This window comes from Sphingobacterium sp. JUb56 (assembly GCF_014191365.1).
Taxonomy (GTDB): domain Bacteria; phylum Bacteroidota; class Bacteroidia; order Sphingobacteriales; family Sphingobacteriaceae; genus Sphingobacterium; species Sphingobacterium anhuiense.
In genome coordinates, this window is record NZ_JACHWL010000001.1 from 939,720 (window position 1) to 953,020 (window position 13,301).

13 protein-coding genes are annotated in these 13,301 nt (G+C 34.7%); 12 read left to right on the forward strand and 1 reads right to left on the reverse strand.

Going from position 1 to position 13,301, the window contains the following annotated elements; translation table 11 throughout:
• Positions 1-4 precede the first annotated feature (4 nt).
• The 6 genes from FHR29_RS03570 to FHR29_RS03595 all read left to right on the forward strand — a co-directional run bounded on the left by FHR29_RS03570 (position 5) and on the right by FHR29_RS03595 (position 6,384).
• Complete coding sequence (locus tag FHR29_RS03570; RefSeq protein WP_021190398.1) at positions 5-883, forward strand: tyrosine-type recombinase/integrase; 879 nt, start codon at positions 5-7, stop codon at positions 881-883.
• A 14-nt stretch (positions 884-897) separates the two neighbouring features.
• On the forward strand, positions 898-1,242 hold the full coding sequence (gene hpf, locus FHR29_RS03575) for a ribosome hibernation-promoting factor, HPF/YfiA family (protein ID WP_132773528.1): 345 nt from the start codon (positions 898-900) through the stop codon (positions 1,240-1,242).
• Between the two features lie 196 nt (positions 1,243-1,438).
• Complete coding sequence (locus FHR29_RS03580) at positions 1,439-1,813, forward strand: DUF6686 family protein (RefSeq protein WP_021190396.1); 375 nt, start codon at positions 1,439-1,441, stop codon at positions 1,811-1,813.
• 181 nt (positions 1,814-1,994) lie between these two features.
• Positions 1,995-2,522 carry a ferritin gene (locus FHR29_RS03585; protein ID WP_021190395.1) on the forward strand — a complete coding sequence of 176 codons (528 nt, stop codon included), beginning with the start codon at positions 1,995-1,997 and terminating at the stop codon, positions 2,520-2,522.
• 140 nt (positions 2,523-2,662) lie between these two features.
• Positions 2,663-5,416 carry an outer membrane beta-barrel protein gene (locus FHR29_RS03590; RefSeq protein WP_132773530.1) on the forward strand — a complete coding sequence of 918 codons (2,754 nt, stop codon included), beginning with the start codon at positions 2,663-2,665 and terminating at the stop codon, positions 5,414-5,416.
• On the forward strand, positions 5,416-6,384 hold the full coding sequence (locus FHR29_RS03595; RefSeq protein ID WP_132842515.1) for an NAD(P)H-quinone oxidoreductase: 969 nt from the start codon (positions 5,416-5,418) through the stop codon (positions 6,382-6,384). The genes FHR29_RS03590 and FHR29_RS03595 overlap by 1 nt, the downstream gene beginning before the upstream one ends.
• On the opposite strand, the gene FHR29_RS03600 is transcribed toward FHR29_RS03595, so the two are convergent.
• Positions 6,381-7,253, reverse strand: coding sequence for an AraC family transcriptional regulator (locus FHR29_RS03600; RefSeq protein WP_021190394.1), 873 nt, complete (start codon positions 7,251-7,253; stop codon positions 6,381-6,383). The genes FHR29_RS03595 and FHR29_RS03600 overlap by 4 nt on opposite strands.
• Before the next feature lie 141 nt (positions 7,254-7,394).
• Between FHR29_RS03600 and fucP the strand changes: the two genes are divergently transcribed.
• The 6 genes from fucP to FHR29_RS03630 all read left to right on the forward strand — a co-directional run bounded on the left by fucP (position 7,395) and on the right by FHR29_RS03630 (position 13,299).
• A complete protein-coding gene (fucP, locus tag FHR29_RS03605) occupies positions 7,395-8,651 on the forward strand; it encodes an L-fucose:H+ symporter permease (protein WP_183912388.1) in 1,257 nt (418 codons plus the stop codon).
• 10 nt (positions 8,652-8,661) lie between these two features.
• Positions 8,662-8,997, forward strand: a complete 336-nt coding sequence (locus FHR29_RS03610; protein ID WP_132773537.1) for an L-rhamnose mutarotase — start codon at positions 8,662-8,664, stop codon at positions 8,995-8,997.
• A gap of 1 nt (position 8,998) precedes the next feature.
• A complete protein-coding gene (locus FHR29_RS03615; protein WP_021190392.1) occupies positions 8,999-10,663 on the forward strand; it encodes a UxaA family hydrolase in 1,665 nt (554 codons plus the stop codon).
• Positions 10,664-10,795: 132 nt separating this feature from the next.
• Positions 10,796-11,560: an SDR family NAD(P)-dependent oxidoreductase gene (locus tag FHR29_RS03620; RefSeq protein ID WP_021190391.1), complete on the forward strand. Its 765-nt coding sequence runs from the start codon at positions 10,796-10,798 to the stop codon at positions 11,558-11,560.
• Between the two features lie 47 nt (positions 11,561-11,607).
• Positions 11,608-12,462, forward strand: coding sequence for a fumarylacetoacetate hydrolase family protein (locus FHR29_RS03625; RefSeq protein ID WP_021190390.1), 855 nt, complete (start codon positions 11,608-11,610; stop codon positions 12,460-12,462).
• Positions 12,463-12,471: 9 nt separating this feature from the next.
• Positions 12,472-13,299 carry an amidohydrolase gene (locus FHR29_RS03630; protein ID WP_183912391.1) on the forward strand — a complete coding sequence of 276 codons (828 nt, stop codon included), beginning with the start codon at positions 12,472-12,474 and terminating at the stop codon, positions 13,297-13,299.
• The last annotated feature ends 2 nt before the right edge of the window (positions 13,300-13,301 follow it).

The following is a 13,301-nucleotide window of genomic DNA, read 5'->3' on the forward strand; positions in this document are numbered from 1 at the left end:
GATTATGTATATAAAAGAGTTTGAACGGTATCTTCAATATGAAAGGCGCTACTCTAAACACACTTTAATAGCTTATTTACATGAAATTAGTCTGTTTTTAGTGTTTCTAGAGAATGAACATCTTCCATTCGAAGAGGTTGGCCATCGTGATATGCGTCATTATTTCGCCATGATGACAGAAGCGAATAAATCGGCTACGACAGTGAATCGAAGCATCTCGGCATTACGGACTTATTATAAGTTCTTACAGCGAGAGGATATTGTGAAAGATAATCCGATACAAGTGAAAGCTCTGAAAATGCCTAAGAAGTTACCAGTGGTAGTTGAGAAGGATAAATTGATGTTGTTGCTGGACCACTTAGAAGAGAACGTGCATGATTTTGAAAGTCGTCGAAATAAATTGGTGATGGAACTTTTATTTGGTACAGGTATTCGACTTGCAGAATTATTACAAATTCAGGATAGAGATATTGATTATTATAACAAAAATATTCTTATATTCGGTAAAAGGAGTAAGGAAAGGTTAGTTCCTATTAATGGGACATTAATAAAAGAGCTACAGCTTTATTTACACGCTAAAAGTTTATACATTGAAAATAATAAATCAAGTTTCTTAATCGTTACTAAAGAGGGAAAACCGGCCTACGAGAAATTGATCTATAGAATTGTGCATAAATGTCTGTCGATGGTTTCTTCACAACAGAAGAGAAGTCCGCATATTTTGCGACATACTTTCGCGACAGCATTATTGGACAATGGTGCAGATCTTAATGCAATAAAGGAGCTCCTCGGGCATGCGGGGCTTGCGGCAACACAAGTCTACACGCATAATTCTGCGGAGCGGTTAAAGTCTATTTATAAACAAGCTCATCCAAAAGCTTAAAAAAAGGAGGAAAAATGAACATTACTGTGCAATCAATTAAATTTAATGCTGATCAAAAGCTAATTGAGTTTATCCAAAGAAAAACAGGTAAATTGAATCAGTTTTTAGACTCAATCATTGGTGGAGAATGCTATTTACGTTTAGAAAATGTAGATGATGAATCTAATAAGGTATCGGAAATTAAAATAAATATACCAGGGAGTCAACTTTTTGCAAAAGGACAAGCTAAGAGTTTTGAAGAAGCAACTGATATTGCAGTAGAATCCTTAAGGAGACAGATTAATAAACATAAGACCAAAACTAAAACACAGGCCAGTAATCATAAAGAGATCTTGACGACTGAAGAAGAAGAATATTAGTATATAATAGTTTAATAAATGAAAGACTAATCATTATGATTAGTCTTTTTTTGTGTAAAACAAGGAGTTAACAATGCGCATCTGGGCTTCTTTTTATGCTAAAGACAACTATTTATAATTGTTCAAAATAATTTAAAACTTACTTGGATTGATTATAAATAATGATTATTTTTGCTTCATCATAATGAATTAAGAAATGTCAAACAAAATCTGTCCATTAACAAATGTAGAAGAGGTCTTTAAAACTGAAACTGGTGCCATATATCAGTGTAGTCGTAAAAACTGCTATTGGATGGAATTTGCGGGTTCAACGACATCTTTTTCGGTGTCAGACTTTTTTAAATTTAAGAAATCAATAGATAATATTGATGTCGAGAAAATGCTAACAGACACTGCACGTTCTGCGGATTTTACATTGGTAATGCCTTTTCGAACAGAACGTTGCTTTCTCCTGGCAGTTCAAGATGTTTTGAATTTAAGAGATTTGTTAGATGGAGCTAAATTTATGATCGAATTAAATAGTATTGTTAAGGCTTGTTTACGTAGTTCTCAGATTACTGTGTTAGCTTAATTTTCCATTCTTTGTAATTATACTGATTCTAAACAGTTTAACCTTTTTTCCGCTAATTTAGACTGAATTCGTATTGCAAATTTTTTATACAAAAATCTGTAATGTCCCCTATATTTGTAGTGTTCAAGTAAGTCAAGTATTTGAAACTTGATTATTATAATTAGTATTAAAACTTACAGATATGAAAGATTTATTAAAATTAAAATCTTCTTTAACAGAAGAGATCGAAAATATATTAAATGCTCAAATTAAAGTTGAAGCACATTCTTCTTCACTATACTTAGCGATGTCATCTTGGTGTGATGATCAAGGTTTGGAGAATGCAGCAGATTTTTTTGCTAAACAGTCCAATGAAGAGCGTGAGCATATGTTGAAAATCTTCAATTATATTAACAATAGAGGCGGTCGTGCTATTTCACCAGAAGTAACAGGTATTCCTTCAGATTTTGATTCATTCCGTGGGATTTTCGAATCAGCATTGGAACAAGAGATGTTTGTTACTGAACAATTTAACAACATCGCAGACAAATGTATGAAAGCTAAAGATTACGTAACATTTAACTTTTTACAATGGTTCTTAGCAGAGCAAGTTGAAGAGGAATTTGTTGCGAGAAGAATCTTAGAATTATTTGATGTAATTGGAGAAGATGGTACTGGACGTTGGGAAATTGATAAACACTTACTTAAAGTTACTTTTGCTGGTGAATAATTAATTTATTCTTATAAATAAAATGAAAGGCGACTTATTTCAAATAAGCCGCCTTTTTTATATACAACTATTCATTATTTTGCGTTATGGTTGTGTAAATTATTATGTATATTGAGATACAAATAGAATAAGTTGTTTTGATGTCGGATAAATTCGAAATATCAGGAAATACTCATAGGGTCATCTTTCTTATCGTCTTCTTTTTTGTTGTGGGTAATGCACAAGCCCAACTCCAGAAAAAGGAGGTGTACGGATTTGTTGTGGATATCGATGGGCAACCGCTTGCTGGCGTCAATGTGCGTCTGACAACTTCTTTGGATACCGTCATGGCAATTTCTTCCAAAACAGGTTTCTACAAATTTTACCAAATTAAAGGAAGTAATATCCGTTTAAACTACAGTTCTTTAGGCTTACAGATTGTTGATCGTTCTTACCCTCAGTATAATACAACAGATCGTGTTATTGCGGAGACTGTTGTTTTAAAACCACAGGTTTCAGTGCTCAAAGAAATTGTTATTAAGAAATATAAACCAATCGTCTTCAAAGAGGATACGGTTCAATTTAATATGGGAGCTTTCCAGTTTGATCGACGCACACTGCTGGAGGATGCGCTTAAACAATTACCGAACTTCCAGGTTTCTCGTGATGGCTCTGTATATGCTTTTGGTAAACCGATTACTTCTGTACAAGTAGATGGTAAAAAATTCTTTGGAGGAGATGTGCTTACCGCTACTCGAAATCTTCCTGCGGATTTTATTAAAAATATTCAGGTTATTGATTTTTTCGGAGATGAAGCAAGTGCTAAGGGAACAAAAACTGGTGAGTCTGAGAAAATTCTAAATATTGTTTTGAAAGATGACAAGAAAAAAATAAGTTTTGGACAGGTTACAGGTGGTTTAGGTGATCAGGAACGATACCTTGCGAGTGCAGGCCTCAATAAATTCAATGATGGTCAAGAACTATCTTTTGTAGGATCTGTTAATAATACAAATACGAATCTTTTTTCTTTCGGTTCTCCAAATGGAGGAGGTTCCAGGGATCGTGTAATGGGCGAATTGGCAGACTTTGCCGACCCTACTGATGGTTTTAATGCTATTGGGTCCTTGGGAACAAGTTTTTCCACTAATTTGAATGATAAAATTAGTGCTTTTGGACGTTACAGCTATACAAATACAAAGAATACGACGAGGGGGAATTCCTATCTACAGTCTGTATATGGTAATAACATTATAACCAACCAAGAGGATTATGTAACAAAGACTGTTGATAATGCGCATCATATGAATTGGGGGTTTGATATAAAATTATCTGATTCAGATCTTTTAAAAATATCTCCAACTTTTTCATGGAATAAATCGAAAGGTAATGAATCTAGAGATCGATATATTAAGAATAGACAGATCACAAACGATGGGGAATATGCTTCTGACAACAGTAGTACGAGTCCAAATGCTGAAGTAGACATCTTATATGCCAAAAGTTTTAAGAAGCCAGGACGGAAATTAGTGTACAATTTACATCTGGGATATAATTCAGTCGATAAAAAAGAGGATATAGTTGACCGGAATAAGATTATAGATAGTGCGTTTAATCAAGTGCAAATTAAGGATAGTTTCTTAAATCAATTTGTGAAAAGTGAAAACAAAAATCAAGATATTAAAAGTTCGCTATCTATTATAGAGCCAGTGGACAAGGGCGGAGTATTAGAATTGAATTATGACTTTAGTTACACCTCAATTGATGCAAGGCGGTTAGTTCATGAACGAAATAATGAATTGGTAGATTTTGGTCGAGTTGATTCTCTTAGTTTAAGTTACGATTATGCTTTTTCATCCAATAGAGTTGGCATGAAATATCAACAGGATATATTCAATAAATTTAAATATAATATCGGATTTGCGGTTCAACCAACAGAACTTAAAGGTTTTTCTAAAGATAAATCAATTCAAACATCTTATAGTAATGTAAATCTTATACCAGCAGCGGGGGTCAAATGGAAATTTAATGAGAATTCTGATTTGTCAATTGATTACTTAGGTAAAAATAATCAACCTAATTTCTATCAGATTCAGCCGATATTGGATAATACAAATTCACAAAATATTATACAAGGAAATCCAGAATTACAAGCAGAATTCGCTAACCGTATCTTGGCTAAATATCGAAAATCAATTGTAAAAAGGGGACAATATTTTGAAAGTAGTATTGCTTATAATTTTATTTCAAATAAAATTGTCTCTAATCGGACTACTATTCCTAATTCAACAATACAAAAAACTACCTTCTTAAATACATCGGGTTATTATGATATCAAGGCATACTACTTATTTACTGCAGCTTTGTTTAACGATAATATACAGATGAGTTTGAATGGCAATGCTGATTTTTATAATAATGTCACTTACATAAATGACATTCGTAATGACGGTGGACATTTTTTATATTCGCAGTCTCTGCAATTCAGGTACATGTTTAATGATGTATTTGAAGCTGAACTTAATGGAAATTACGCATTAAACAAAGCTACCTATAAACGACCTTATAATGATCAAATTGTGGCGCATACCGGTGTGCTTGGTTTGGGATCCAAATATTATGTGAGCGCACATGGATCTTTTGGTGTAGAGGTATCGCAAAGGTTAAATTCGGGATATTCATCATCATCATGGACAAATATAAATCCCACAATTATTAATGCATATTTTGAATATACTTTTATGCGTAATAATTTAGCAATGTTACGGATTCAGGGCTTTGATTTACTAAATCAAAATTCAGGTATTACCAGAGATGTAATAGGAAATGATATATTTGACGTTCAAAATGAAAGGTTATCTCGTTATTTTATGGTCTCTTTAAATTTCCGTTTACAAAAATATCCTAAAAAATCATAATGAAAGCAGTTGTTATAACAAAATTTGGTGGACCTGAAGTTTTGAAGATAAAGGAGGTGGATACACCAACTTGTACTGGGCATCAAGTGTTGATTGCTGTAAAAGCAGCAGGTATGAATAGGCCAGATGTGTTTCAACGGAAGGGAAATTATGCGGCCCCTGAAGGTGCCCCCGCTGATATTCCAGGTCTTGAGATTTCGGGAGAAATTGTATCCATTGGTGAGTTGGTAGATGAATGGAAAATTGGTGATCAGGTCTGTGCTCTTTTATCTGGTGGAGGATACGCAGAATATGTCGCTGTTGATCAGGGACAGTGCCTGCTTATACCTAAAGGATTGACTTATGAAGAAGCTGCCGCTTTACCAGAAACATTGTTTACCGTGTACCACAATGTCTTTCAAAGAGGGGAACTAAAATATGGCAATAGCTTTTTAGTTCATGGTGGAAGTGGAGGTATTGGATCAATGGCAATTCAGTTAGCAAAGCTTGCAGGAGCAAAAGTGTATACAACAGTGGGATCGGGTGACAAAGCTACTTACTGTAAAGAATTGGGAGCGTCAGTGATCATTAATTATAAGGAGCAGGACTTTATGGAGATTATTGGAGACAATAAAATTGATGTTATACTTGACAGTATAGGAGGCGATTATTTTGCAAAGAACCTTGAAGTATTGAAACCGGATGGTCATCTGATCTACATTAACGCAATGAAAGGTGCTAAAGTAGAATTAAATCTTTTTAAATTGATGCAAAAACGAATCTACCTATCAGGTAGTCTTTTAAGAAGTAGATCTATTTTATTTAAAAAAAATGTGCGCGATGACATAAATAAACAGATCTTACCTCTAATCAAACCAGGTGTTTTTAAAGCAAATATCTACAAGACCTTTCAATTGGAAGAGGCTTCTGCTGCCCATGCATTGTTAGATTCTGGTGACTTTACAGGAAAGCTTGTCTTTGTTCTTTAAAATAGATGTGCAATTCCTTTTTGATATTGTAATGGAGTAAATCCTGTCGCTTCTTTGAAATATTTGTGAAAACTGACAAAGTTTTGAAAACCACATTCGAAGCAAATTTGTTTCACATTATATTTACGTTCTGCTAACAATTTACAGGCATGCCCAATACGTATTTCGATAAGATATTGAAATAGAGTTTTTCCAGATTTAGCTTTAAAGTAGCGACAAAACGAGTTTGTAGTCATTCCAGTTAATGTCGCAATATCTTCTAACTTGATTTGTGATTTGTAATTTTGTGTAATATAATCCATGATAACAGTCATTCTTCTGAAATCTAGATCTTGACTGTCAATCGGATAATTTTCACTGGACAACAAAGTATAGGCTTCAGATTCTGCTATTAAAGTTAAGACTTCTATTAGTGCTATTATTTTAGTTGAGTTGTTATTGTTTAAAACCTTTTCTATTAGAGATTTAGCTAATTGCAAAATTGATTTATTTAACTGAATTCCCCTTTTAGATTTTTTTAATAAATTCTTTAATTTGTAATTTTCCGGCAGATTAAAGAAAGCGTCGCCAAGAAAATTTTCTTTAAAATGGGAAACTCTAATGTCCGCAGGTTCGGGACAGTTATCATCTAAATAGCAGGAGTCAAATAGCCAATAATGAGGTAAGTTAGATCCAACCAATACAATATCACCATTTGTAAAATTTTTAATACTGTCACCAATAAATTGGGTTCCCGATCCCTTTCCGAAATGAATTAATTCAAGCTCTTCATGGTAGTGCCAAATATTATGATTTTGTGGAATAATATCGTTCCTCACGCTGAATGACTGTACGTTACTATTATTGACTTTTAGTAGTTGTGGTTTCATTTATTAATAAATATATGCACTATATTTTACAGTTCTACTATTTTGAATGGTAATATAGCGTAATAATTGGGTAAAATACTTAAATTTTCTTTCATTAATTATTCCTTATTTTACATAAACCAATGATAAATTATATTTTATATGTCAGTTAGTAAAAATAATAAATTAGCGATTGTACTCGTAACATCCCTCTTTTTCTTTTGGGGCTTTGTTCATAATTTGGACCCTATTTTAATTCCGCATCTTCGTAATGCATTTAGTCTAACGCATTTACAGGCTTCTTTAGTGGATTCAGCTGTTTTTATTGCTTATTTTTTACTAGCTATTCCGGCCGGTATGATCATGAAAAAATATGGTTATAAATCGGGTATTTTAATAGGTCTGACAATTTTTGCTATTGGTTGTTTTTTATTTATACCAGCAGCTAATCAGATTAGTTATGTATTCTTTTTAACGGCTTTATTTGTTGTGGCTTGTGGTTTAACTATTTTGGAAACTGCGGCAAATCCCTATGTTACGGTATTAGGTGACCCCAGTAAAGCAACGCATCGATTGAATTTTGCCCAATCCTTTAATGGACTGGCAGCATTTATAGCTCCAATCTTAGGCGGAAAATTTATTTTAGCAGAACAACCAAAATCTGATACTGAGATTGCCGCCATGAGCGAGCAGGTTAAATTAGCCTATATGCAGGCAGAGACTGCAACTGTAAAAGCGCCTTATATGATTTTAGGCTTAATTATATTGATTGTTGCCGCAATTCTTTTTTTTACTAAACTTCCTGATATTAAAGATGATGAAGGCGAACAAAAGGCTGGTTTCTTTCATGCATTTAAGCATAAAAATGTAAAGTGGGGAGTAATCGGACAGTTTTTTTATGTGGGAGCACAGGTGTGTGTGTTGAGTTTTATGGTACTTTATGCCACTGAGGTTGCTGGAATCACTCCCTTAAATGCTTCCAAATATGCTAGTTTTGCAGGTTTAGCTTTTATGCTAGGTCGTTTTGTTGGAACATTTTTTATGAAATTTATACAGCCGCTAACTTTGCTGATGATTTATTCAATCATTTGTATTGCATTGTCATTTATTGTGATATACGGAAGTGGTACAATAACAGTTTATGCATTAATTGCAGTAGCATTTTTTATGTCTATTATGTTTCCCACAATATTTGCTGTCGGAGTTGAGGGAATTGGGGCAGATACCAAATCAGCTTCAAGTTTAATCATTATGTCGATTGTAGGTGGAGCGATTTTGCCACCTTTATTGGGATTGATTTCAGATAAAACTGGTAATCTTCAATTGGGCTACTGGGTACCGATGATCTGTTTTGTAGTAGTGCTTTTATTTTCTTTAGCTAATAAAAATAATTTAAAGACACAATCTTCTCACGAATAATAATTGTAAAATGACTCAATATACTTTTGCCTTAGATCTGGTTAATGATCCCAAATTAATTGCTGAATATGAAAAATATCATAGGAGCGTCAGTTCGGAAATTCAACAATCAATTTTAGATGCCGGTGTAACTAAAATGCAAATTTTTAGATTTGAAAATCGCTTGTTTATGATCATGGAAGTGGATGACACTTTTACATTTGAAAGAAAAGCAAATATGGATGCTACCAATCCAAAAGTTCAGGAATGGGAACAGCTGATGTGGAAGTACCAGAGTGCTATTCCGGGAGCTAAAGAAAATGAGAAGTGGGTTTTAATGAAACAGATATTTGATTTGAAGAAATAAAATGATAAAGGATAAAAAAACATATTTGCAGATTCATCCAGAGGATAATGTATTAGTGGCTTTGCAAGATTTGCCTAAAGGAACGTTAATTGAATGGAAAAATAGCAGTTTTCATTTATTGCAAGATGTAGCTGCCAAACATAAGTTTACCATCTCTCCTTTAAGTCAAGACGCTGAGGTTTATATGTATGGTGTGTTGGTTGGAAAGGTTAACTGTGCATTAGAAACTGGTGCCTTGATTTCTACAGAAAATCTACGTCATGCCGCCGATGATTTTAAGCTAAGTAAAAGAAGAACGGACTGGATAAAACCTGATGTTTCATCTTTTTTAGCAAAAACCTTCAATGGCTTTCATCGATCTAATGGATCGGTCGGTACTGCTAATTACTGGTTAGTAATCCCATTGGTTTTTTGTGAAAATAGAAATGTCCTGACTTTAAAGACAGCTTTTGAAGAGAAGTTGGGGTATAAAGTAAGGGCAAATGATTATACCACTGAAGTGGATGAATTGATCCGTTTATATCAATCAGGTGCAGATATTAATCAGATCATTGCTCAGGATTTAAGTTCTTCGGCAACGCGAGCAAGCGACCATCGCTTATTTGAAAATGTCGATGGAATCAAGTTTTTAAATCATGAAATGGGCTGTGGCGGTACACGTATGGATTCGGATGCACTTTGTGGTTTGCTTGCAGGCTATATTACACATCCAAATGTAGCAGGTGCAACCATCTTAAGTTTAGGTTGTCAACATGCTCAAGCCTCAATATTACAAGCGGAGATCGCGAAAAGGGATTCGAAGTTTGATAAACCTTTGTATATTTTTGAACAACAAAAAGAAGGTACGGAGAAGGAATTAATGCAAAAGGCTGTGAAGGCAACATTTGCAGGAATGATGGAAGCAAATAAATGTATACGTCAACCCGCTACCTTAGATAAATTATGTATAGGTCTCGAATGTGGCGGATCGGATGGGTTTTCTGGTATCTCTGCAAATCCTGCTCTCGGATATCTTTCTGATATTTTAGTAACGTTAGGTGGATCTGTTATTTTAGCTGAATTTCCAGAGTTATGCGGGGTAGAACAAGAGTTAAGTGACCGATGTGTAGATGAAGAGACTGCGGATAAATTTATGGAGTTAATGCGTGTTTATAATGCGAAAGCTGAGGCTGATGGTTCTGGTTTTTATATGAATCCTTCTCCTGGCAATATTCGTGATGGTCTGATCACCGATGCAATAAAGTCTGCTGGAGCTGCCAAGAAAGGCGGTACATCGCCTGTAACTGCAGTAATTGATTATCCAGAGTTAGCCAATAAGCCAGGTCTTAATCTGCTATGTACACCAGGAAATGATGTTGAAAGTACTACCGCAGAAGTTGCTGCAGGAGCAAATATTGTTTTGTTTACCACTGGTCTAGGAACACCAACGGGTAATCCAATAACTCCAGTGATTAAACTGTCTACAAATACAAAGACATTTGAGAAAATGCCAGATATCATCGATATTAACTGTGGGACTATTATCGAGGGTGAGGAATCAATTCAAGAAGCGGCACATCGTATATTAGATTATGTGATTGAAGTGGCTAGCGGAGCAGTGGTGCCGAAAGCGGTACTTCTGGGACAGGATGACTTTATTCCTTGGAGAAGAGGCGTATCTTTATAATCATAATTTTGTGTCAAGATTATCAGTAAAGCTTGGTAGACACGTTCTTTTTGTTAATAAATTTTAATAATCATTGGGTAGCTGTTCATGAAGTACCATGGATCAGATATTAATAATAAATAATATAATAACATGTCAAAATTGCAAAATAAAGTAGCTGTTATCACAGGTGGTGGAAGTGGAATAGGTCGTGCAATAAGTTTGCTTTTTGCCGCAGAAGGAGCAACTGTTCATATTCTGGATCTAAATATTGAAGGGGGGCAAAGTGTCGTTTCTGAAATAACTAATCAAGGAGGACGGGGATTTGTCCATGCATGTAATGTAAGTCTTCAGGATGAGGTGTTATCAATTGTAAATACTATCGGTAAAATTGATATTTTAGTTAACAATGCAGGTATCGCTCATGTTGGAAATCTAGAAAATTGTAAAACTGAAGATTTTGAAAGAGTATTTAATGTAAATGTTAAAGGTGCTTATAATGCGCTTTATGCAGTTGTTCCAAAAATGAAGGAAAATGGTGGCGGGGCAATTCTTAATCTAGCGTCCATTGCAGCTTGGGTCGGAATTACAGATCGATTCGCATATTCAATGAGTAAAGGTGCCATTTTTGCAATGTCACTATCGGTTGCTCGTGATTACATGGCAGATGGAATTAGATGTAATAGTATTTCACCTGCAAGAGTACACACACCATTTGTGGATGGTTTCATTGCCAAAAACTACCCAGGACAAGAAGCAGAGGTCTTTGAGAAATTGTCAAAGAGTCAACCGATTGGACGTATGGCACAACCTGAAGAAATTGCTAAATTGGCTTTGTTTTTATGTAGTGACGATGCCGGTTTTATCACTGGAAATGATTATCCTATTGATGGAGGTTTTATAAAACTAAATAATTAAATTAAGGATCTTTTGAGATCACTTTATATAATATTAATATTGAAAATATGAAATTAATACGTTTTGGAGCAGCGGGAAAAGAACAAATTGGTGTTCAGATAGATGGTGTAAATTATGATGTATCTGCATTTGGAGGTGATTATAATGAGTCTTTTTTTGAGAATGACGGTTTAGAGGCTTTAGAAGAGTTTGTTAAAGCAAATAATGGTAAATTAATTCCTGTACCAGATACTGAAAGAATTGGTGCACCATTTGCAAGACCTTCTAAAATAGTTTGTATTGGTCTTAATTACAAAGATCATGCAGAAGAAACAGGAGCTACAATTCCTGCAGAACCTATTATTTTTATGAAATCTACTACTTCTTTAGTAGGTCCATACGATCAGGTAATGATACCTCGCGATTCTGTTAAAACTGACTGGGAGGTGGAGTTCGGAATTGTTATTGGTAAAACCGCATCTTATGTGGAAGAAGCTACTGCATTGGATTATGTAGCGGGATATGTGTTGCATAATGATGTTTCTGAACGTGAATATCAATTAGAACGTGGTGGAACATGGGATAAAGGTAAAGGTTGTAATACGTTCGCTCCTATGGGACCCTTTTTGTCAACTAAAGATGAAATCAAAGATATTAATGACGTCAATATCTGGTTGAAGGTAAATGGTAAAATGTATCAAAATGGAAGTACTAAAAATTTAATCTTTTCAGTACCTTTTATTGTGAGTTATGTGTCTCAATTTATGACATTGCTGCCGGGCGATGTAATTTCTACTGGTACACCAGCAGGTGTTGGATTAGGATTTAATCCTCCAATTTATTTAAAACCTGGCGATGTGATTGAATTGGGTGCCGATGGTCTAGGTGAGTCCCGTCAAGAGGTAATTGCTTATTCAAAATAATTAATTCTTATGCGTATAGATGCTCATCAACATTTCTGGCAGTACGATCCCAGACGACATAATTGGATTACTAGTGAAATGAAGGTTTTACAACAAGACTTTATTCCGCTAGATCTGCAGTTTATACTGGAAAAGAATGATTTTGATGGCTGTATTGCTGTTCAAGCAGATCAGTCTGATGAAGAAACAAAGTATTTGGTGCAATTGGCAAAAGAATATTCTTTTGTAAAAGGAGTCGTTGGTTGGGTCGATTTACGAGCTTCGAATATTGATGAACAGTTGCATCAGTATAGAGATGAAGCTATTATTAAAGGATTTAGACATATTGTAGAAGGGGAGGAAGATCCCGATTTCTTACAGCGAGATTCATTTTTAAAAGGGATAGAATCTCTAACGAAACATCGTTATACATACGATCTTCTGATTCGTCCTCGTCATTATGCTGGTGCTATAACATGCGTCCAATCAAATCCAAACCAAACATTTATTTTGGATCATATTGCTAAACCCCCAATTAAATCACGCGAGTTTGAAGAATGGGCATTATTTATTGAAGAATTAGCAGCTTTTTCAAATGTTAGTTGCAAAGTTTCTGGTCTTGCTACTGAGGCAGACTGGAAAAGTTGGCGACTGGATGATTTTACACAGTATTTAGGACATGTATTTGATTCATTTGGTAAAGATCGAATTATGTTTGGATCCGATTGGCCGGTATGTTTATTAGCAGCATCTTATGAAGAAAGTGTTACTATTGTGGAATCGAAATTGGACGCATTTACTGCTGCTGAGAAAGAGGCGTTCTGGGGATTGAATGCATTAAAAACCTATAATTTATAAGG

What these genes read in the sequence shown, in the direction of transcription:
- FHR29_RS03570 (WP_021190398.1), top strand. Translation starts at nt 5, where the DNA reads ATGTATATAAAAGAGTTTGAACGGTATCTTCAATATGAAAGGCGCTAC.
- hpf (WP_132773528.1), top strand. Translation starts at nt 898, where the DNA reads ATGAACATTACTGTGCAATCAATTAAATTTAATGCTGATCAAAAGCTA.
- FHR29_RS03580 (WP_021190396.1), top strand. Translation starts at nt 1,439, where the DNA reads ATGTCAAACAAAATCTGTCCATTAACAAATGTAGAAGAGGTCTTTAAA.
- FHR29_RS03585 (WP_021190395.1), top strand. Translation starts at nt 1,995, where the DNA reads ATGAAAGATTTATTAAAATTAAAATCTTCTTTAACAGAAGAGATCGAA.
- FHR29_RS03590 (WP_132773530.1), top strand. Translation starts at nt 2,663, where the DNA reads ATGTCGGATAAATTCGAAATATCAGGAAATACTCATAGGGTCATCTTT.
- FHR29_RS03595 (WP_132842515.1), top strand. Translation starts at nt 5,416, where the DNA reads ATGAAAGCAGTTGTTATAACAAAATTTGGTGGACCTGAAGTTTTGAAG.
- FHR29_RS03600 (WP_021190394.1), bottom strand. Translation starts at nt 7,253, where the DNA reads ATGAAACCACAACTACTAAAAGTCAATAATAGTAACGTACAGTCATTC.
- fucP (WP_183912388.1), top strand. Translation starts at nt 7,395, where the DNA reads ATGTCAGTTAGTAAAAATAATAAATTAGCGATTGTACTCGTAACATCC.
- FHR29_RS03610 (WP_132773537.1), top strand. Translation starts at nt 8,662, where the DNA reads ATGACTCAATATACTTTTGCCTTAGATCTGGTTAATGATCCCAAATTA.
- FHR29_RS03615 (WP_021190392.1), top strand. Translation starts at nt 8,999, where the DNA reads ATGATAAAGGATAAAAAAACATATTTGCAGATTCATCCAGAGGATAAT.
- FHR29_RS03620 (WP_021190391.1), top strand. Translation starts at nt 10,796, where the DNA reads ATGTCAAAATTGCAAAATAAAGTAGCTGTTATCACAGGTGGTGGAAGT.
- FHR29_RS03625 (WP_021190390.1), top strand. Translation starts at nt 11,608, where the DNA reads ATGAAATTAATACGTTTTGGAGCAGCGGGAAAAGAACAAATTGGTGTT.
- FHR29_RS03630 (WP_183912391.1), top strand. Translation starts at nt 12,472, where the DNA reads ATGCGTATAGATGCTCATCAACATTTCTGGCAGTACGATCCCAGACGA.